The sequence below is a fragment of the Staphylococcus lugdunensis genome (assembly GCF_001558775.1).
Lineage (GTDB): Bacteria > Bacillota > Bacilli > Staphylococcales > Staphylococcaceae > Staphylococcus > Staphylococcus lugdunensis.
Genome location: NZ_CP014022.1, coordinates 371,869 through 392,298 on the forward strand (window position 1 = coordinate 371,869; position 20,430 = coordinate 392,298).

Genomic DNA, 20,430 nt, shown 5'->3' on the forward strand with positions numbered 1-20,430 from the left:
ACTTTTTACAAGCGGTATACTACAAATATTTAAGTTACAATAGATGTATGTATTATATTGATAAAAGAGGATGATAGCATGAATGAATTAGAATTTGTAACAACACATAGACGTCACTTACATCAGCATCCAGAACTTAGCTTACATGAATTCGAAACAACCAAATATATTACTGCGTTTTTAGATGATATCGGTGTATCTTATGAAAGACCCCTTGAAACAGGCGCAATCGCTTATTTAGAAGGCAACAGTGATCATACTATAGCTTTTAGAGCAGATATTGATGCTTTGCCTATTTTTGAGGAAAATGATATCGATTATCGTAGTCAAGTTGATAATGTTATGCATGCCTGTGGTCATGATGGACACACAACTGCATTGATGTTATTCGTAAAACGTTGTAAAGACCAAGCGGATAAAGGACTATTGCCACATAATGTCGTATTTATTTTCCAACCAGCTGAAGAAACTGGTGGCGGCGCCAATCGTTTAATCAAAGCAGGTGCATTTAATAACTACCCTATTGAAGCCATTTTTGGAGTTCATGTAAATCCTTTTGCAGAAGAAGGACAAATCGTTATTCGTGATAATGAGATTACTGCTAGTGCAACTGAATACCGTTTTTATCTGCAAGGATTATCTAGCCATGTTGCCGATAAAGAGCAAGGTCATTCTTGTGGAGAAGCATTGCAACACGTGCTTGCTCAAGTGGGAATGATCCAACAGTTTCATCTTAATGGCTTGAAGCGAAATATTGTCCATATGGGCCACTTTGAAGCTGGAGAAGCTATTAACACAGTGCCAAGCCACGGTTATTTAGAAGGTACAATTCGTACTTATGATGCAAATGATTTAAATAGCGTTAAAACACAGATGCAAAAAATTGCTAAAAGTGTGAGCTTACTTTTCAACGTTGATTGTCAAGTTAAATTTGAAGAAGGCTATCCTGCAACGATGAATAGCCCACAATTACGTAACACAGTTGAACAGGCCATTGTCAATGCTGGCTTAGAAGTTGTTGAGAAACCTTTACCTTTTTTATTTGGAGAAGATTTTAGTTTCTATGGTCAACAACTTGCCCCAGCTTATTTTGCTTTTGTTGGAACGCGTAACGAAGCCAAAAATTATATTACTGGATTACACACATCCCATTTAAATTTCGATGAGCGTGTATTAATTTATGTAGCTGATTACTATGAAAATTTATTAGAACAATACGGGGAGGCATAATATAGTGACTGCAACATGGTCCGTAAATTCAGACATATTTTTCAACAATGTCGTAACTGTTAAAAATAACCAACCTATTATGGCTGTAGTAAAAAACAATGCCTATCACTATGGATTAGAGTATGCTGTAAATATGTTTTTAAAGGCAGGTATAAATACTTTTAGCACGACTTCTCTTAAAGAAGCCGTTCGTATTAGAAAACTTGTGCCTAAAGCTACTATCTTTTTAATGAATGCTGTTTATGACTTTGATATTGTGCGTCATAACCGTATTCACATGACGTTGCCATCACTGCAATATTATTATGCTAATAAATCCAATTTGTATGATATCAATGTGCATTTAGAATATGAAAACTTATTACATCGTTCAGGGTTTAAAAATCTTAGCGAACTACGCGAAGTATTAAAAGACCATGCGCAAAATAATCAACCTCATAAAATGCATATCACAGGTTTATGGACTCATTTTGGTTATGCTGATGAGTTTGATGTGCCAGAATACGATACTGAAAAACGTGCTTGGTTAAAGGTTTTAAATACACTATTAGCAGAAGGTTATACTTTTGACATGATTCATGCTCAAAATAGTGCAAGCTTTTATCGTGAGCAACATCAAGTACTTTCCAATCACACACATGCTCGAGTTGGTATTGCATTGTATGGTTCACGCCCATATAGTTCGTTAAAACCTTCTGAAATTAAACAGGCTTTAACCGTTAAAGCAAATGTGATTCAAGTAAGAGAAGTAAATAAAGGGGATTATTGTGGGTACAGCTTTGCATATGAATGTAAGAATCATCATACCCGCCTTGCGGTCGTAGATATAGGCTATGGTGATGGAATTTTAAAATCCAGAGCACAACATGATGTAATCATCAACGGAAAACGTTATCCGATTCGTGCACTAATGATGAGTCATATGTTTGTTGAAGTGGATGAGCTTGTTCATGCAAGAGACGAAGTTGTATTATATAATAATGATATACGCATAGATGAATTTACATTTAAAGGCGTAGGAGCAAATTCAGAACAGCTCAGTGCAATGAACCATGATTCTTTAATAAAGGAGTACAAATAAATGACTGTTAAATATAATGATTATGGTGAACTAACTATGGGAGGTACTAGTCTTAAAACATTAGCTTTAAGCTTTGGTACCCCCACCATCGTATATGATGAAGATCAAATTCGTCATCAAATGAGACGTTATCATTCCGCTTTTAAACAAAGTGGTTTAACATATAATATTTCATATGCTTCAAAAGCCTTTACGTGTTTGCAAATGGTCAAACTTGTTCAAGAAGAAGGTTTACAATTAGACGTTGTATCTGAAGGAGAGTTATATACCGCCCTATCAGCAGGTTTTGATCCAAAACAAATTCACTTCCACGGTAATAATAAAACAAAACGTGAGATTCAATATGGATTAGAAAATGGGATTGGCTATTTTGTTGTAGATGCTTTAGAAGAAATAGAATTAATTGATAAATATGCGAGTGATACGGTAAATGTTGTATTACGAGTTAATCCTGGTGTTGAAGCACATACTCATGAGTTTATTCAAACAGGTCAAGAAGATAGTAAATTTGGATTATCAATTAAATATGGTCTAGCACTGGAAGCAGTTAATAAAATTAAAGCTTCCAAGCATTTGTATTTAAAAGGTATTCATTTCCATGTTGGCTCACAAATTGAAGGTACAGAAGCCATGATTGAAACAGCAAAAATTGTCTTAAATTGGTTATCTGAACAACAAATTCAAGTCGAGTTGCTAAATTTAGGCGGTGGGTTTGGCATTAAATATGTCGAAGGTGACACAAGCTTTCCAATTGAAGAAGGCATTGCAGAAATCACAACTGCTATCAAAGATATAACAAAAGAATTAAACTACTCAGTTCCTGAGATTGGTATTGAACCAGGACGTTCAATTGTTGGAGAAGCAGGTATAACACTTTATGAAGTAGGTACAATTAAAGACATACCTGGAGTTAACAAGTATGTATCAATTGATGGTGGTATGAGTGACCATATACGAACAGCACTTTATGATGCACAATATGAAGCATTACTTGTTAATCGTCATGAATCCGCAGATGAAACAGTTACAATCTCTGGAAAACTATGTGAATCCGGAGATATAATCATTAGAAATGCCAAATTACCATCATCAGTTCATCGCGGAGATATTTTGTCTATCCTCTCAACTGGAGCTTATCACTATTCAATGTCATCGAATTACAATCAAATGCAAAAACCGTCAGTCTTCTTTTTAAAAGATGGTAAGGCGAGAGAAGTAATTAAACGACAATCACTACGACAACTTATTATTAATGATACAAAATAATTAAAGTACCCCACTAGCGGCTTAATATAATAGGAAGATCTTAGAAAAATAGTGAGATTGTTGGCTCGCTTTTTCAGGGGACAGCTTCAGCTACCCCAACTTGCTTTGTCCGATGGCTTTCTTTTCGAAAGCCTATCTGTTGGGACCCCACCTCAACTTGCTTTGCCAGACGAAATGCTTTTCGCATTTCTCTTTGTTGGGGCCCCGTTTGTCCTGTTCTCTCAAGAGTCTCGCCAAAATATGGCGTATTTATATGTAATTTTACATCAAAATACTTAAAAAATAAGGTACTTTCGTATAATTTAATAAACACAACTAAACTAAATTAATGAAGTACCTTATGTATAAAGAACATAACATGACTTAACTTACACTACCAGAGGAATTCAAATATCATCGTGGTGCTACATCATATTACCCTAAAATAACGAAGAAAATGGTAATTTCTATCTTTATTTCGCTAGAAATTACCATTTTCTCTTTAATCCTAGATATTTATGTCTCATACTGTCCCTTTTTCATTATTTTTCTTATATTAAGACAAAACCAACTTCTCTTCTAACTTTGTTTGTTATATTTAGATTAGAAAATTTATATTATCACTTAAATAAAATTTAATCATTAGTTCTTTTATTTATCATAATTTGTATATATAACCCTAGAAAAACTTCATCAGGATAATCTAATTCAGAAGTGTTATCTATTTGAATTGTATGTCTTTCACCCCTACTTTTTGTATATTGAATCTTATTTAAATCGAAGAAACTTCTGTGAGCATCAAATATCACTTTGTCATCCTTTACAATTTTAGTGTTCATACTTAAATAAGGATTAATAAATTTATACATTGTGTTCTTATTAGAATAAAACGTATAAGGTAGTTGTTGTTTCATTCCTTTTTCTGTAATCAATTTTTGTCTTTGTAAAATCCCTATATTAGTTTTATCCAGATACACTTTATAATGAGGACGTAAAGACAAAAGTTTTATTCGTTTTATTTTTAAAATATGATTATCTGATTTTAAAAATATTCCAAAAAGAGGAAAAAAACCAATTATACTCATCCACTTTTGAATTACATTATTAAAATCCGTTGTGTAGTATATATTTTTATTGCCGTATATTGGAATATATTGTTTATCAATCGTTATTAATGGTGCTTGATAAAAATATTCTCCATTATCAAAAATTTTAAATTCGTTATTTTTTTCATCTTTTATAATTTTAGCAAACTGTTTTTGTGTATATCTTCTATATAATAAAAAAGCTATAATTACAAAAAACAAAATGATCCAAAGTACAATGAAAATCCATAAATTTTCTAAAGGAAATGTTTCACCTTTTATAACAACATTTCCTGTTACTAAAATAAAAAATATTGTTAAAAATAGCCAAATTATGAAAACGCAAGCTATACTCATTATTCCACTCATCCTCACTATTGAATTTTCACATAACAATCGTTATATTCTAATAGATTTACAAGCAAAATATTACCTATTTATTCTATACTTTGACTTTCATACTCTTGTTAATACTTCTTTCTTAATGCCACTCATATTTTGTGATAGTGATTTATTTTATTCTTAATACTGTATTCAATGTAATTTATTTTAATCTATTTCTATAAAACAATTAAATTTGTATACTTTTTGAAAAAGAATAATACATTTTTGCAAGCAATTTAATCTTATCATATTTTGCAACTATTTGTTTATATTGATGAGTTTAAACGTCTTTATCATGCATCTATAACACAAAATTTTCATAATCTAATAAAAAAACACCTTACATCTTGGTAAGGTGTGGTGAAGTCAATTATCTACAATATATTTATTATAGTTTAACAACGTTTGCAGCTTGAGGTCCGCGGTCGCCTTCAACTACTTCAAATTCTACTGATTGACCTTCTTCTAATGATTTGTAACCATCTTGGTTAATAGCTGAGAAGTGTACGAATACGTCGTTTTCTCCTTCAACTTCGATAAAACCAAAACCTTTTTCAGCATTAAACCATTTTACTGTACCTTGTTTCATAACTGTGAAACCTCCAAGACTAAAATTCATACAATATGCGTTATTCGCATATTACAAAAAATACATGTATGTATTATGTATAACTAATTAATAATTATGTATAAAACTTCAGATATTCTTTGCAATATGGAATAAAACTACTGCTTAGTTGTTATTATATGTTAGATTACGCCAAAATGCAATATAAATGTAGAAAACTATTGTTTATTCAAATTTTGGCATATTTAAATAAACCTCATTATTATTTAATACAATAAAGCTATAAAATATTTGTAAGTCCTCTTCACAATCTTCACAATAATTCATATCACAATTGTTATAAAAAGCATGTATATTAAACTTACCTACAACATAGTTATCATAGTCTTTTTTACTTTGTTTAATAAGTGCTTTATAAGCATCAAGCATTTCAGTGTATGTCGAAAATGAATTTTGTTTCACAATTTTATCAGTCCAGTCACTAAATAGCCACCAGCCCTCATAATCAGCCCTTATTTTTGCCACTGTCCACATTTAAGTTTCCCCCCTGAATGCTATACCTATAATCAATATTTTAGCTTTTTAGTTTATAAATTCAAGCATTCCGACTCATACTTTTGACGGATGCCCTTTGCGATAGCTGTAGCAATTATTAGGTTTTTAGTTTAAAAGTTCGTATAATATAAACAAGGGGGGATGTTATGCAACGCAAACATATTAAGATCTATGGTATCGTACAAGGCGTGGGCTTTAGATTTTATACGCAAAGAATTGCACATAAATTCAAAATAACTGGGACAGTACAAAATATTGAAGATTATGTAGATATATATGCTCAAGGGAATGAAGAACAATTAAATCAGTTTATTGCAAGTGTAACAACAGGTGCATCACCTGCATCACATGTTGATGACTATGAAATCGAAACACTTGAAATTGATAACCAACTTAAAGAATTTAAAACTATTTAACAAAGGAAGATGACCGTGAGGTACACTATTTCTCGAATTTTCGGTGTTCTAGTGGGCACGCCAATCGCGATAATATCATGTATTGTGAGTATTTTCGTATTAGATATTTCTTTTCTGTTAGATGCTTTAATTGGGTTATCGATGTTTTTTGTTTCCTACCTACCGACACAGCGTCTTACCTCTCGCAAATATTTAATTGATATTGGCTTATCAAGAAGAGACTATCGTTTTGTCAGACAGCAATTAAGTATTTCTCACAAAAAAATCCGAAGTATTATAAAATCCTTTATCAATATTAGATCTATACAAGATTTTAGACAAATAAATGATATTTATCGTATTGCAAAGTCCATACATTTTAGCGTAAAACAACGACCACGTATGTTTTTTAAGGTGGAAAGCTTTTTTTATTCACACATAGACAACGCTTTAAATCTTGTGGAATCTTATACTCACTTAGCACGAATGCCTAAAAAATCGAAAGCAGAAAAACAAAAACTACAGCAAACGCGTATTACATTGGATGAAATTAAACGCACACTTATTGCCGATTTGAAGCGACTAAATGAAGAAGACTATGAACGACTAGATACTGAGATAGAACTAAATAAAATCGAACAGCAACGAAAGCGATTATAAACTAGCACTGGAGTGAATAACGAAATGAGCAATGAGAAACAATCTTTTAAGTCACATCCTCTAGACGAATATATCAATGGTCAAACTTCTCATTCTCCAAATAAAGAGAATAACTCACAAATCCAAAAGCTAACACCTGAAGAAACTCGTAGAATTGAAGAAATATGTGAAACGATTAAACCATTAGACAATGAAAGTCTACTAGCTTTTGGTGCAAATTTACAACAAAAGATGTCTCAATTTTCTCATCATATGTTAGATGAAGTAAAAAGTAAAGATGTTGGCCCTGTAGGCGATACTCTAAATCAATTAATGTCGAAATTAAAAGCAGTTAACCTGGATGATTTGAGTCCTGAGAAGCAATCTAAATTGAAACGATTATTTAGACGCACAAAAGCTTCTATAAATGAAATGTTTTCTAGAATGCAATCTGTCAGTTCACAAATTGACCGTATTACTATCCAATTGAATCAACACAAAGATCATTTATCACGTGATATTGCGTTATTAGACGAACTTTATGAATTAAATAAAAATTACTTTGATGACATTTCATTATATATTTTAGCAGCTCAACAAAAGAAAGAAACAATACAAACAGAGACATTGCCTCGTATGCGCGAACATACACAACAAAATAACAATCAAATGGCTATTCAAGATATCGCCGATATGGAACAATTCGTTGACCGATTAGACAAAAGAATTTATGATTTACAACTCTCACGTCAAATTGCACTACAAACTGCACCTCAAATTCGAATGATTCAAAATGTTAACCAAGCTTTAGCTGAGAAAATTCAAAGTTCTATTTTAACTAGTATCCCCCTTTGGAAAAACCAAATGGCTATTGCACTGACACTATTAAGACAAAGACACGCTGTTAGATCACAACGTGCCGTTACCGATACTACAAATGATCTACTTACACAAAATGCATCAATGTTAAAACAAAATGCGCTTGAAACAGCAACCGAAAATGAACGTGGTATTGTAGACTTAGACACACTTAAAGCAACTCAAAGTGATATTATTCAAACGATAGAACAAACACTTGAAATTCAACAACAAGGCCGACAAAAACGTCAGCAAGCCGAAAAAGAACTTAATCAACTTGAAACTGAACTAAAGACACATTTAAACAATATGCGACACAATAAATAAATTCAACCGAATATTAAATAAATGCGCTAGGAGCAGATAACCCTAGCGCATTTATTCATTCTTTCTGATATATAATATGTTCTTGCTTAATAAATATTGACACGATATAACCTATTACAGTAGCTATCACTGCGATAGGTAGCCATTCTAATGAATATTGTTTTAAAGGTAAATGCGCAATGAATGGCATTTTTATCCAACCACTCGTACTCATCACACTTAGCACTGATACAATACTAACTACAACAATAGGTATTTGTTGGGCAATTCGTTTTGTTGGTATAAAACGTGCTAATAATATAAGTAGCACTACTGTAATAGCAACTGGATAAATGATACTTAGTACAGGTACTGACATTGCTATAACGTTGTTTAATCCCAAATTTGCCAATAGAAAACTCACAAACGTAAAGAAAACAACATACATTTTATATGGAATTTTTGGCAAAATACTATTAAAATACTGACTTACAGCCACTATCAAACCACAAGCTGTCGTTAAACATGCCAAAGCCACAATTATTCCCAATAAATATTTCCCCAATAATCCAAAACCTGTTGAAGCAATCAATGTAAGCAGATATGTTCCTACATTTTGATTATGAGAAACTAATAAATCTAACTTGTCCTGCGAGATAGCCATATGATTACCTAAAAATCCTAAAGAAATATAGATAAATACTAAAGCACTTGCCGCAATTAGACCAGCTAATGCAGTTTGCTTAAAAATTTGATCAGCATGGTTTACCCCTGTTAGTTTAACAGCATTGACAACAATCATTGAAAATGCAATTGCTGCTATCGCATCCATCGTCAAATAACCTTCCGTAAAGCCTTTTGTAAAAGCACCAAAATGAGATTGATATAAATCTAAATTACCATGAGACGGCGGATTGCTTCCAAAGTCTATAAATCCTTTAACTATCATTGCTAAAATTGTAATTAATAACAATGGTGTTAACAATGAGCCTATACGTTCAACCATTTTATTCGGATTGATACACAGATATAAAACTATTAGAAAATAGATTAATGTGAAAATTAATAATGCTACGTTACCATTCGTATGTGCAATTGGTGTAATTGTCATCTCAAATGCTGTCGATGCAGTTCTAGGAATTGCAAATAACGGTCCAATAGTTAAATAAATGATAACAAGAAATACTACTGAAAATTTAGGTGAAATTTTATTAAATGAGCCAATGTATCCATTTTTATCAAGAGCACCTACCATGACACCTAATAAAGGTAAACCGATTCCTGTTAATGAAAAAGCGATGATTGCTGGCCAAAAAAAGCGGCCACTATCTTGTCCAAGATTAGGTGGAAATATCAGATTTCCTGCTCCAAAAAACATAGCAAATAAAGTGAAACCGATTATCCAAGTATTCTTATTCATGCTACTGCTCCTTTTTATCTGTAAAATTGCAATAATTTAAATTCTAGCATAAAAAGGATTTAAAAGTCTAGTTAATTTCAGAAAATTTAAAAATCAAATTAATATTACTTATTGAATAACATTAATTTATAGGGATTTTAACAGTAGTTTTTTTAATAGTGGTGACAAGTGACTCGGTAAATTTTCTACACCTTCAACAAAGATGGCATATTGACCATAAATATTATGAATTGTTTGTTCTATCTCTTCAGTAATTGGATCTTGACTTAAAAAGACATTAAATACTTCAATACCGTATTTTCTTGACATCTCAACAGCTTCATAAGTATCTAAGATACCATCTTGACTATAATTATATGCAGATGGTTCACCATCTGAAAAGACAATTAAAAATCGTTGGTTATGACTACGTCTCAATAATCGTTCACTACCAATTCTAATAGCTACGCCATCCCTATTATCATCTTGTGGATGGAGTGACATAATGCGAGGTGCACTACGTTCTAATGTAGAATAATCATAGTTGATAATTTCATCTATAATATTAGGTTGACGTGTTTCATCCGAATCAAAAGCATCTTCGTTAAATGCTAATATCTCATGTTTTACATTCAACGATTTTAATGTTTCATGGAACAAGACGACACCTTTTATTGTTTCTTCCATCTTGTCAAACATGCTTGCTGAAGCATCTACAAGTAGTGTAAAAGTTGCATCAAATGACTTACTCAAGTCCTGCTTCTTGTAGAATAATTTATATTGATCATCTATGAACCAATTGGTTAAATTTCGCTGCAAACGTCCCTTAGTTAAATTGTGACGCTCATCTTGATGCTCACGCTCAATTGTTTTTTTAATAATTTGTATTAAATCTTTTGTTTCAAATTGAACATCTGATTTAACGGTTTGATACTGCATCAAATATTCTGGTAAGATATCAGGAATTTGCCATTTAATTTCAACATTTTCATTGATACCTTTTAGTGCAAACGAAGCATTTTGACCAATGGCACCACCTTCTTGGTTATCCAGCGTACTTTCAGAGCCGCGTCCTTTTTTAGTCATCATATCTGTCATATCGTCAGATGAATCTCCTTCACGTGCTGTATCATTGTCACTCATGACATCACTGTTTTCGCCTTCGTGAAGTTCCATTTCTAGATAAGCGCCACCTTCTGACTTACTATCTTCCGCATTTGTATCGGCTTCAGCAGACTCAGAATCGGTTTCTTCATTTGTATTATCATGTCCATCTACATTAGCTGCATCAGTACGTTTTAACTCTTCAAATGTCATTTCTTGTATTGCTTCATATACCTTTTTAGGTAAATGATAATATTCATTCAGCATATCTTCCTTTAATATATCATCCACTTGAAACATAATACGTTGTGCGAGGTACATATTATCTTCAGAAGATCTATTTTGGAAGAAGTTAGGCAAATATTGGAACATATGATTTAATATATCATCTATTTGTGCATGAATTGTTGGAATCTCAAAGAAATTTTGAGTTAAAAATGCGCGTTCTAAATATAAAAATAGCAAATCTGTATACACGGTTTTAGTCTTATAAAATTTAATTTGTGATTCAGTATAAGACAAACGCGTTTGCAGACGTAAATCTATAATCTTAGCAGTACTAGGTCGATCATTACGTATATGATTAAATACTCGTGAATCTTCTAATAATCGAAAAATTTGCTGATAAAATTTAGGATGTTTAAATGCTTTGTCGTGAATAACCTCATTAACTATTTTTTCGTCCATCAATTTGTAACCGTAAGCTGCGAGCATGACGTCTGTTTTTAAACCTGCACGTTCAATTTGTTTAGGTCGATGAGACCAAAACCAGCTTGTAATCAATGTATTATTCATTGGATCATAATAAGGGAATTTTTGAATTTTAACGGTTGTCTGTTCGTTTTTTAAGAGCAAGCGTGCTAAATCTTGCAACATCATCACTTGTTTAGCATCTAGTTGCTCATCATTAAATTTTATAAAACGATCGCTCATAATCAACTATCCCTTTCTAAAAGTTTAATTCGATTGCATTTTTAATTGCCTGTTGTTCACGTTCATCTTCTAGTTTATCGATAATTGTTCGCTGTATGGCACGTTCAATAGGCATAACTGTAATTAAATCACTTAAATCTATTAAAGCACGTATACTAGCTGCTTCTTCAGAAATTTGGCCTTGTTTTGACATGGTTCTTAAGTCTTCATTAAATTTGATGATTTGCGCAATAATTTTATCGTCTTGCAAACGACTTTGCTCTTTAATCACATTACTTAATATGTCCCCGTCAATATAGTCTACTTGAATAACAACAAAACGATTTTTAAGCGCTTCATTCATTGGTAATGTCCCTACATATCCTTCATTTATCGCTGCAATAACATTAAATCCAGGAGCTGCTTCAATTACTTCACCAGTAAAGGGATTTGTTAATTTGCGTCGGTAATCAAGTACACCATTTAATATTGGCAATGTTTCGGGTTTGGCCATATTGATTTCATCAATATATAAAATATGACCTTCTTTCATAGCACGAATGACTGGTCCGTCAATGAAAACAATTTCCTGATCACCTTGGTCATTTGTTTTAATCGTTTTGAACCCCAATAAGCTCTCTGCATCTAAATCAACAGAACAGTTTACTTGGTGCATTGGAATATGGACGACTTCACTTAAAGTTTCTGCTAATTTTGTTTTACCAGATCCTGTAGGGCCTTTTAATAAAATATTTTTATTCAATTCAAATAGCGCCTTCGCATCATTAAAAACCGATTCATCTGAATTTTTATATTGATTTTGTACCATTAATTTATGAACTCCTTTAGTTAATTAAATGAAAATAAGACCTAGGAAAGGAACAATTATCACTGTACTCAGCCTAGATCCTATATTTATTATTAAGTTATTGTACAATCACATTAAACTTATTTTCTATACTTCTTTAAAGTACGTTTTATAATAACCACCAACTAATCCAGAATTATCAATAATTTGATAATATTCTTCTGTTTCATTAATAACATCATATCGTTGTCCTATAGTTAACATATCGGATACTGTAAATTTTTTAGCATCTGTATTAACCACTTCAACTTGTTTAATTGGTGTTTTTGTTTTCCATGTTTCGTGTAGCATATTACATGACCTTCCTTTTTACAATTTATATAAATTTTAATTTTCTAATGTATAAATAAATGAAATACCACTATTTTCAGTGATGCGTATCGATTTAACATCACCTTGATTTAGTGTTTGATAAGGTACCCCTATTTCTTTAAGATCAGACAAAGCTTGATTAAATTGGTGTACATCTTGAGTAGCAAATTCTACTTGTTCAACAACACCCTCTTCAGTCATTTCGATTTGTGGTTCTGCTTGATATAAATGTATTTCCCCACCTAAACCACCATCTCCAATTTTAAATACTTGGATTTTTTTATTTTCGAATTCTGAGGACTCATATTCTGCAAAATGATGCAATCCAAAGACATGTGTAAGCAATGATGCCGTCACAGATAACTCATTCACTTGAAGGATTACCGGTCCTAGCCCTTGAACCTGATGCAAAGGATTAACTGAGCTATCAAAATCAGGCATACCTAATTGAATACCAACATTATGTTCATTTGAATAAATATCAAAAATTTGTTGGTTTTTATCCATAAAATTAAAATGTTTATGTCCATTTAATTCAGACATATCACCAAAAGTAATATTATGGCTCTTAAATATTTCCTGATATTCTATCAAACCTTCATCAGTAGGTGTACGAAATCCAACACTAGCAATATGTTGATTACGATAATCACTATGCGGTACTTCAACAAAATGTAATCGTGTACCTGGACTTAAATTTGCATCGCCAAAGCGCAATGCGTTGTTTTTATCAACAATATTCATACCAACTATATCTTTAAATAAAGCCTTTGTACTCATCATATCACTTGTCCCAATCGTGACACTTCTCAGTCCGCTCATAAAAGACACCCCTATTTTATTCATTTCATTGTCATTATAACTTATTTCTTAAATGATTTATATGATGAGGTTCTGAAGTACGCCATTCATTTTTTCACTTCTCCCCAACCAGCAAATTATTTTGAACTGTTTCATTTTAAAAGAACTAACACTATTCATGCAAGATAACGATTCAATGACATTTATAACTAATCTTTATATTTTAAATTAGTACTAAAAATAAATAGAGCAGGCCATCAAATGACAAACCTGCTCTTATAAAGATATATCATATTAGTTAACGCGTAATTATGATTCTAATAATAAATCTTCTGGATTTTCAATGAGATCTTTAATTGTTTTCAAGAAACCTACTGCTTCTTTACCATCAATAATTCTGTGATCATAGCTTAAAGCAATATACATCATTGGTCGATTTTCAATTGTATCTTTATCAATCGCAATTGGACGTGTCATAATTGAATGCATACCTAATATTGCTGCTTGACTACCATTAATGATTGGCGTACTCATCATTGAACCGAAGATACCACCGTTAGTAATTGTAAATGATCCATTTACCATGTCGTCTAAGCCTAATTTTTTATCACGCGCTTTAACTGCTAAATTAGCAATTTCTTGTTCGATTTCTGCAAAATTCTTCTTATCACAGTCCCTTACAAATGGAACTAATAAACCATCATCTGTTGATACAGCTATACCAATATCATAATATTGTTTCTTGATCATGTCATCTCCATCAATTTCAGCATTGACTTCTGGATATTTTTTCAACGCGGCTACTGCTGCTTTTGTGAAGAATGACATAAATCCTAATTTTGTACCATCATGATCTTGCATAAATTTTTCTTTTTTACGTTTACGTAATTCCATCACATTCGTCATATCAACTTCATTAAATGTCGTTAACATTGCTGTATTATTTGATACTTCAAGCAATTTATTAGCTGCTGTTTTCTTACGACGAGACATTTTTTCACGAATAACTGGTTTGTTTGGTGTCGAAGATGATGTTTCTGGCGCTTTTCTTTGTGCCGTTTCTGCTTTTTTATTTGATGACTGTTGTTGACGTTGATCAATATCTTCTTTTCTTACGACATCATTAGATTTACCTGCTACTTCAGCAAGGTCTACACCTTGTTTTAAAGCATGACGACGTGCTGAAGGTGTGGCATTTACACGTTGAGTATGTTTTTTTGCTTCGTCAGAACGATCTGCTTTTTCAGCTTCATCTTGTCGCTGTTCATGATCACGAGTTGTGTCTTTGTTAGCTGTATCTGTAGTTGTTTCTGACTCCGACTCACCTTTAGATTCAGCCTTAGCGTCAGATTTTGAAGCTTCTGCTGATTTCGCTTCAGCACTACCTTCTCCAACAATGGCAATGGCTTGTCCTACTTCAACAGTATCACCTTCATTAGCAAGTTGTTCTTGAATCACACCTGCATCTTCTGATACAACTTCCACATTAACTTTATCTGTTTCTAATTCTAAAATTGCTTCTCCTTTTTCAACAGAATCGCCAACATTTTTAAGCCATTCTGCAATGGTCCCCTCTGTAATTGATTCTGCTAATTCCGGAACTTTAACCTCTGGCATAAATAATTTCCCCCTAGTTTCGTTTTAAGACACTTTTAATAATGTTACTTTGCACAAGTTTATGAATTTCGCCATCGCCTTCAGCCGGAGCTGCGCGTTTAATTCTTCCATGATAGTTTAAATTAATTTGTTCTGGTGTGATAGATTTAAGATGTGGATATGCATATAACCATGCACCTTGATTTTGAGGTTCTTCTTGTACCCAACATACACTTTCGATATGCGGTAATGTATCAAATATTGCCTTTATCTCATCTTCTGGGAATGGATATAAACGTTCAACAGCAATTAATAATATTTGTTCATCTGGATTCTTAACCAAATATTCTTTCAAATCGACAAACATTTTTCCAGAAGCCAGTACAACTTTTTTCACTTTTTTAGGATTATAAGTCTCGGTAAGAATTGGTTGGAACTGCCCTTCAGTAAATTTATCAATAGGTTGTGCTACTGTTTTATTGCGCAATAAACTTTTTGGTGACATTACAATCAATGGTCTCATGGCTTGTGTTCCTAAGCTTGCTGCTTGAGCACGTAATAAATGGAAATAATTACTTGCGCTTGATAGGTTAACGACAGTGCTATTATTTTCTGCAGCTAATTGTAAAAAACGTTCTAGCCGTGCTGATGAATGTTCTGGTCCTTGTCCTTCAAAAGCATGTGGTAAAAATAATGTTAGGCCACTTCGTTCTCCCCACTTTGCTCGTGCGCTTGACATAAAATTATCAAACATCATTTGTGCCATGTTTGAAAAGTCTCCATATTGTGCTTCCCAAATATTAAAACTTTCTTTATTTTCAACATTATAGCCATATTCAAATCCAACTACTGCTGCTTCAGAAAGTGGCGAATTATGGACTTCAAATGTCGCCTTTTGATGTGGCACATGATGTAATGGCGTGTATGTGTCTCCAGTTTCTTCATCATGTAATACAGCATGGCGATGACTGAACGTACCACGCTCACTATCTTGTCCAGTTAAACGTATTGAAGTCCCATCTTGCAGTATTGTCGCAAATGCAAGTTGCTCTGCTTGAGCCCAATCAACTAATCCTTCCTCTTTCTCAAATGGTTCTCGACGCTTTTCTAATACTTTATTTAATTTTTTTAATATATGAAATCCCTCTGGATAAGATAACATCGCATCGTTGATTTCTTTTAACTTTTCAACTGAAAATGATGCTGTTTTACTTTCTAATGGCGCTTGTAGTGCACTTGGTCTAGCCATTTCAGGGTCATCCATTTTATCTGTTTTATCGATCTTATCTTGTGCTGCACGCATCTCTTTATGCACACGTTCAATTGTTTCATTCATATAATCTTCAGAGATAACACCTTCATCAATTAATTGTTTGCCATATAATAATTCCACTGAGTCATGCTGACGAATATTATGATAAGGTACTGGATTCGTAATTGATGGTTCGTCCATTTCATTATGTCCGTAGCGGCGATAACCGACTAAATCAATAACAACGTCTTTATGAAATTCCTTTCTAAATTCAAGCGCAATATCAATAGCTTCAATAGTTGCTTCCACATCGTCCGCATTAACATGTAAAATAGGAACGTCATAACCTTTCGCTACGTCACTTGAATATGTTGTAGATCGTCCATCAATCGGTTCTGTTGTAAAGCCAATTCTATTATTTGTAATAATGTGCAATGTGCCACCAGTGGAATAACCGTGAAGATTGCTTAAGTTCATTGTTTCAAAGTTAATACCTTGACCTGGGTAAGCAGCATCACCATGAATAATAATAGGCATAGATTGATGATAGTCTGTCGTAGGTTTTCCTACGCCATGTGTGTTATCTTGTGCTGCTCTCGTTTTTCCAATAACTACCGGTGCTACAATTTCTAAATGACTTGGATTATTCGCTAATGAAATACGTTGCTGAATACCATACGTATCCGTTGTTTTGACTCCGCCTAAATGATATTTCACATCACTTGTCCATCCAGCAGTTAATTCTAAGCTACCATCTTCAGGTAAGAACTTCATTGGATCAGTATGCATAAACTCCGATATCATCATTTCATATGGCTTTTCCAGAACATGTGTTAAAACATTTAATCTACCTCGATGTGCCATGCCAATTTGAATATTCTGAATTTCTTCTTCAGCCGCTCGTCTCAATGTATGCTGCAACATGGGCACTAATGTATCCACGCCTTCAATAGAAAATCGTTTTGCACCAACAAAGTTTTTATGCAAATATTTTTCAAAACCTTCAACGTGTGCGAGAGTATTAAATAAATGCCTTTTTTGATCATGATTTAATGTAGCTTTATACGGCGTTTCAATTCGTCGTTTTAGCCACGTACGTTCTTTATTATTATTTATATGATTGTATTCAAAAGCAATTGGCCCCTTATAACGTTGTTCCATACGTTTAATTGCTTCATAGGCATTATCATATATATCTTTAAAATGATCTGAAACAATGCCTGCTGTTATACCTTCTAGAGTTTGTTTATCTAAATTAAAATCCTCGATTGTTAATTTAGGTAAATGTGTTCTTTTAGGAGGATTTATCGGATATATATCTGCTAATAAATGGCCATACTGCCTAATATTATCAATCAAGCGCATTACTCGCTTAATTGTGCTATCATCCGTTAAGTCACCACTCCCATCTGTGGCTGGCTGAGCTATAGTATGAGCTTCACCATTTTTTATTGTTCCGAATAACACTTGTAAATCATCAGGCACAGATGATGGATCTTGCAAATAATCATCATACAAATCAAGCATTAAACCAAGATTTGCGCCAAAGTTTACAGGTGCTTCTGTAACATCTGTCTTATCCTTTGTCATATGATACCCTCCACATAATAGTTAAACGCTTACACGTTAATAATAGCATTAATTTATGCATTGATAAAGTACATATATGGATTAAAAAATAAAAAGCAGAACCCATTCAAAATGTGATTCTGCTAACCTTTTCAGGCATTTAATTTTGTTGTTTATAAATAAAGAAAATGCATAATTCATCATTTCTTATACGATTATGCAAGGTTGGCGTCTTTTGCAAATTGAATAGTAAATGTAGTATATTGGTTAACTTCACTATCAACAGTGATATATCCACCATTTGCAGTCGCTAATTTTTCAGCAATAGACAACCCCAACCCATTTCCACCTTGACTACGGGCACGTGATTTATCAACACGGTAAAAACGGTCAAATATGAATTCTTGATCTGCTTTTGGTATACCTTGACCATGATCCGTGATTTTAATGGTAATCAATTTATTGCGTAATTGTGTTTCAACTTTAATTTTCTTACGCTTTGTATCATACTTCATAGCGTTATCTAAAAAAATAAGCAATAATTGTTCAAATTGATGACGGTTCATATATAGAAGTAATTGTTTGGGTGATAAATTAAGTTCAAAGTTGTAATCAGGATGCAATTGCTCTAAAGATTTAATACGCGTTCTTATTTCTATGTTTATATCAACTGGTTCATGTTCATTGGCTGAATGTGTAACATTATCTTTTGACAATAACAACAACTCTTCAACTAACTTTGTAATTCGATTCATTTCCTCAATGGAAATATTGAGTGATTCTTCTAACACTGCTGGATCTTTTTTACCCCAGCGCTGAATTAAATTAAGATGGCCTTGAATAATTTGAAGTGGTGTACGCAATTCATGCGAAGCATCTTCTACAAATTGCCGCTGTTGATTAAATGACTCTTCGATTTGTAGCATCATATCATTAAATGTATCAATAAGGTTGTCTGTTTCTTCATAATTAGTTGTTAATTCTAATTTTTTCTGAAAACCATCACGCCGGATTTGAATCATTTTGTTTGACATAGTCACAATTGGTTTTGTGATTTGTGATGAAAATATGTAACTAATGCCTGCTGTAATAATAGTTGCAATAATACAAAATACTAAAGCAACAACATATATTGAACCTACAGTATTATTAAATTTTTGTAGGGAATGCACTAATACTGTATAACCATGAAAGCTTGGCGTATCAACTGTTTCAGTCAACACAATATAGTCTTCACCATTTCTGCTCATAATTTTTATGCGGTCATGATTATTCTTATCGAAACCAGGATAAAAGTGTGTAGCATTATTGTTCGCAGTTTGAAATAATTTTTTTCCATTATGATCATAGATTAATACTTCTTGAAAATTCTCCAGCGATGCACTAATGTCTAATGGAGAAATTGTATCAATAGGTTTAGACTCCAATAAATTAGCTATATCTTTTGAGCTTCTTTCAGCTTCATCTAATTCACCATCTTTTAAGGTATCTTTTAAGAAAAAGATAATCACTAGACAGAATAACAAGATTGTTAAGAACATAATCAAAGTTGTAATAATCATCCATTTATATTTTAGTTTACGTTGTTTTATCATCGTATCACATATCCTACGCCTCGAACTGTTTCAATCGTTCTTTCTTTATTAAAAGGCTTTAACTTATTTCTTAAATATCTGATGTAAACATCTACAACATTCGTTTCAACTTCACTATCATATCCCCATACATGATCAAGTATTTGTTCGCGTTGCAAGACATGATTCCTATTTTCTGCAAGAACATACAAAAGATCATATTCTGTTTTAGTTAAATCTAGTTGTGTCCCGTCCACGGTTACTTCAAAAGCATTTTTATCAATAATAATACCATTAATATCGATAACATCTTTCTGGGGTTGTCTGCGTAAAATCGCTCGTATTCGAGCAAATAATTCTTCAATTTCAAATGGTTTTACAATATAATCATCTGCCCCATAATCCAAGCCAGTTACTTTATCCATCGTTTCACTCTTTGCTGTAATAATAATGATGGGTGTCGTGTATTGCTGACGAATTCTTCTACAGATTTCTAAACCATTAATATGAGGCAACATTATATCTAATATAATCAAGTCATATGTTTTGGTTAACGCTTTATCTAAACCACTTTGCCCATCATTCTCTATGTCCACTTTATAATTTTCATGCGTTAATTCCAGCTCTAGAAAACGAGCTAAATTTTGTTCATCTTCGACAATTAAAATATTTGCCATTTCTCCACCTCTTTTGCATT

18 protein-coding genes are annotated in these 20,430 nt (G+C 32.7%); 6 read left to right on the forward strand and 12 right to left on the reverse strand.

Features of this window, described 5'->3' with window-relative positions; translation table 11 throughout:
- Window positions 1-78 precede the first annotated feature (78 nt).
- Genes AL499_RS01820 through lysA form a run of 3 tightly spaced genes read left to right on the forward strand, consistent with a single transcriptional unit; the run spans window position 79 to window position 3,577 of the window.
- Window positions 79-1,230, forward strand: a complete 1,152-nt coding sequence (locus tag AL499_RS01820; RefSeq protein ID WP_002492785.1) for a M20 metallopeptidase family protein — start codon at window positions 79-81, stop codon at window positions 1,228-1,230.
- Window positions 1,231-1,234: 4 nt separating this feature from the next.
- Window positions 1,235-2,311 (forward strand): alanine racemase, encoded by a 1,077-nt coding sequence (locus AL499_RS01825; RefSeq protein ID WP_002492784.1) that lies wholly within the window; start codon window positions 1,235-1,237, stop codon window positions 2,309-2,311.
- Complete coding sequence (gene lysA / locus AL499_RS01830) at window positions 2,312-3,577, forward strand: diaminopimelate decarboxylase (RefSeq protein ID WP_002492782.1); 1,266 nt, start codon at window positions 2,312-2,314, stop codon at window positions 3,575-3,577.
- A 614-nt stretch (window positions 3,578-4,191) separates the two neighbouring features.
- On the opposite strand, the gene AL499_RS01840 is transcribed toward lysA, so the two are convergent.
- From AL499_RS01840 to msaA, 3 genes are all read right to left on the reverse strand, one after another.
- A complete protein-coding gene (locus tag AL499_RS01840) occupies window positions 4,192-5,010 on the reverse strand; it encodes a hypothetical protein (RefSeq protein WP_080679162.1) in 819 nt (272 codons plus the stop codon).
- Between the two features lie 403 nt (window positions 5,011-5,413).
- Entirely contained in the window at window positions 5,414-5,614 is a 201-nt protein-coding gene (cspA, locus tag AL499_RS01845) for a cold shock protein CspA (RefSeq protein ID WP_002433901.1), read from the reverse strand.
- A gap of 204 nt (window positions 5,615-5,818) precedes the next feature.
- The gene (gene msaA / locus AL499_RS01850; protein WP_002492780.1) at window positions 5,819-6,127 is read right to left on the reverse strand and encodes a regulatory protein MsaA; all 309 of its coding nucleotides are present in this window, start codon (window positions 6,125-6,127) and stop codon (window positions 5,819-5,821) included.
- 167 nt (window positions 6,128-6,294) lie between these two features.
- Between msaA and AL499_RS01855 the strand changes: the two genes are divergently transcribed.
- From AL499_RS01855 to AL499_RS01865, 3 genes are read left to right on the forward strand one after another with little or no spacing between them, the layout of a single operon-like run.
- Window positions 6,295-6,564 (forward strand): acylphosphatase, encoded by a 270-nt coding sequence (locus AL499_RS01855; protein ID WP_002459142.1) that lies wholly within the window; start codon window positions 6,295-6,297, stop codon window positions 6,562-6,564.
- A 15-nt stretch (window positions 6,565-6,579) separates the two neighbouring features.
- A complete protein-coding gene (locus tag AL499_RS01860) occupies window positions 6,580-7,203 on the forward strand; it encodes a 5-bromo-4-chloroindolyl phosphate hydrolysis family protein (protein ID WP_002478214.1) in 624 nt (207 codons plus the stop codon).
- Window positions 7,204-7,227: 24 nt separating this feature from the next.
- Complete coding sequence (locus AL499_RS01865; protein ID WP_002492771.1) at window positions 7,228-8,367, forward strand: toxic anion resistance protein; 1,140 nt, start codon at window positions 7,228-7,230, stop codon at window positions 8,365-8,367.
- 55 nt (window positions 8,368-8,422) lie between these two features.
- Here the strand turns inward: AL499_RS01865 and brnQ3 are convergent, their stop codons facing one another.
- The 9 genes from brnQ3 to AL499_RS01910 all read right to left on the reverse strand — a co-directional run bounded on the left by brnQ3 (window position 8,423) and on the right by AL499_RS01910 (window position 20,410).
- Window positions 8,423-9,766, reverse strand: a complete 1,344-nt coding sequence (gene brnQ3 / locus AL499_RS01870) for a branched-chain amino acid-like transporter carrier protein BrnQ3 (RefSeq protein WP_002492788.1) — start codon at window positions 9,764-9,766, stop codon at window positions 8,423-8,425.
- A 126-nt stretch (window positions 9,767-9,892) separates the two neighbouring features.
- The gene (locus tag AL499_RS01875; RefSeq protein ID WP_002459146.1) at window positions 9,893-11,782 is read right to left on the reverse strand and encodes a vWA domain-containing protein; all 1,890 of its coding nucleotides are present in this window, start codon (window positions 11,780-11,782) and stop codon (window positions 9,893-9,895) included.
- 16 nt (window positions 11,783-11,798) lie between these two features.
- Window positions 11,799-12,590 (reverse strand): ATP-binding protein, encoded by a 792-nt coding sequence (locus AL499_RS01880; protein WP_002478216.1) that lies wholly within the window; start codon window positions 12,588-12,590, stop codon window positions 11,799-11,801.
- Window positions 12,591-12,716: 126 nt separating this feature from the next.
- Entirely contained in the window at window positions 12,717-12,920 is a 204-nt protein-coding gene (locus tag AL499_RS01885; protein WP_002459148.1) for a DUF6501 family protein, read from the reverse strand.
- 36 nt (window positions 12,921-12,956) lie between these two features.
- The gene (locus AL499_RS01890; RefSeq protein ID WP_002492774.1) at window positions 12,957-13,763 is read right to left on the reverse strand and encodes a VOC family protein; all 807 of its coding nucleotides are present in this window, start codon (window positions 13,761-13,763) and stop codon (window positions 12,957-12,959) included.
- A 288-nt stretch (window positions 13,764-14,051) separates the two neighbouring features.
- The gene (gene odhB / locus AL499_RS01895; RefSeq protein WP_037540386.1) at window positions 14,052-15,359 is read right to left on the reverse strand and encodes a 2-oxoglutarate dehydrogenase complex dihydrolipoyllysine-residue succinyltransferase; all 1,308 of its coding nucleotides are present in this window, start codon (window positions 15,357-15,359) and stop codon (window positions 14,052-14,054) included.
- A gap of 13 nt (window positions 15,360-15,372) precedes the next feature.
- Window positions 15,373-18,180, reverse strand: a complete 2,808-nt coding sequence (locus tag AL499_RS01900) for a 2-oxoglutarate dehydrogenase E1 component (RefSeq protein ID WP_037540383.1) — start codon at window positions 18,178-18,180, stop codon at window positions 15,373-15,375.
- A 194-nt stretch (window positions 18,181-18,374) separates the two neighbouring features.
- Window positions 18,375-19,754, reverse strand: a complete 1,380-nt coding sequence (locus AL499_RS01905) for a HAMP domain-containing sensor histidine kinase (RefSeq protein ID WP_037540381.1) — start codon at window positions 19,752-19,754, stop codon at window positions 18,375-18,377.
- Window positions 19,751-20,410 carry a response regulator transcription factor gene (locus AL499_RS01910; protein ID WP_002459153.1) on the reverse strand — a complete coding sequence of 220 codons (660 nt, stop codon included), beginning with the start codon at window positions 20,408-20,410 and terminating at the stop codon, window positions 19,751-19,753. The genes AL499_RS01905 and AL499_RS01910 overlap by 4 nt, the downstream gene beginning before the upstream one ends.
- Window positions 20,411-20,430: the final 20 nt, after the last annotated feature.

Coding starts and splice junctions, on each gene's coding strand:
- AL499_RS01820 (WP_002492785.1), top strand. CDS start 79: ATGAATGAATTAGAATTTGTAACAACACATAGACGTCACTTACATCAG.
- lysA (WP_002492782.1), top strand. CDS start 2,312: ATGACTGTTAAATATAATGATTATGGTGAACTAACTATGGGAGGTACT.
- AL499_RS01840 (WP_080679162.1), bottom strand. CDS start 5,010: ATGAGTGGAATAATGAGTATAGCTTGCGTTTTCATAATTTGGCTATTT.
- cspA (WP_002433901.1), bottom strand. CDS start 5,614: ATGAAACAAGGTACAGTAAAATGGTTTAATGCTGAAAAAGGTTTTGGT.
- msaA (WP_002492780.1), bottom strand. CDS start 6,127: ATGTGGACAGTGGCAAAAATAAGGGCTGATTATGAGGGCTGGTGGCTA.
- AL499_RS01855 (WP_002459142.1), top strand. CDS start 6,295: ATGCAACGCAAACATATTAAGATCTATGGTATCGTACAAGGCGTGGGC.
- AL499_RS01865 (WP_002492771.1), top strand. CDS start 7,228: ATGAGCAATGAGAAACAATCTTTTAAGTCACATCCTCTAGACGAATAT.
- brnQ3 (WP_002492788.1), bottom strand. CDS start 9,766: ATGAATAAGAATACTTGGATAATCGGTTTCACTTTATTTGCTATGTTT.
- AL499_RS01875 (WP_002459146.1), bottom strand. CDS start 11,782: ATGAGCGATCGTTTTATAAAATTTAATGATGAGCAACTAGATGCTAAA.
- AL499_RS01880 (WP_002478216.1), bottom strand. CDS start 12,590: ATGGTACAAAATCAATATAAAAATTCAGATGAATCGGTTTTTAATGAT.
- AL499_RS01885 (WP_002459148.1), bottom strand. CDS start 12,920: ATGCTACACGAAACATGGAAAACAAAAACACCAATTAAACAAGTTGAA.
- AL499_RS01890 (WP_002492774.1), bottom strand. CDS start 13,763: ATGAGCGGACTGAGAAGTGTCACGATTGGGACAAGTGATATGATGAGT.
- odhB (WP_037540386.1), bottom strand. CDS start 15,359: ATGCCAGAGGTTAAAGTTCCGGAATTAGCAGAATCAATTACAGAGGGG.
- AL499_RS01900 (WP_037540383.1), bottom strand. CDS start 18,180: ATGACAAAGGATAAGACAGATGTTACAGAAGCACCTGTAAACTTTGGC.
- AL499_RS01905 (WP_037540381.1), bottom strand. CDS start 19,754: ATGATAAAACAACGTAAACTAAAATATAAATGGATGATTATTACAACT.
- AL499_RS01910 (WP_002459153.1), bottom strand. CDS start 20,410: ATGGCAAATATTTTAATTGTCGAAGATGAACAAAATTTAGCTCGTTTT.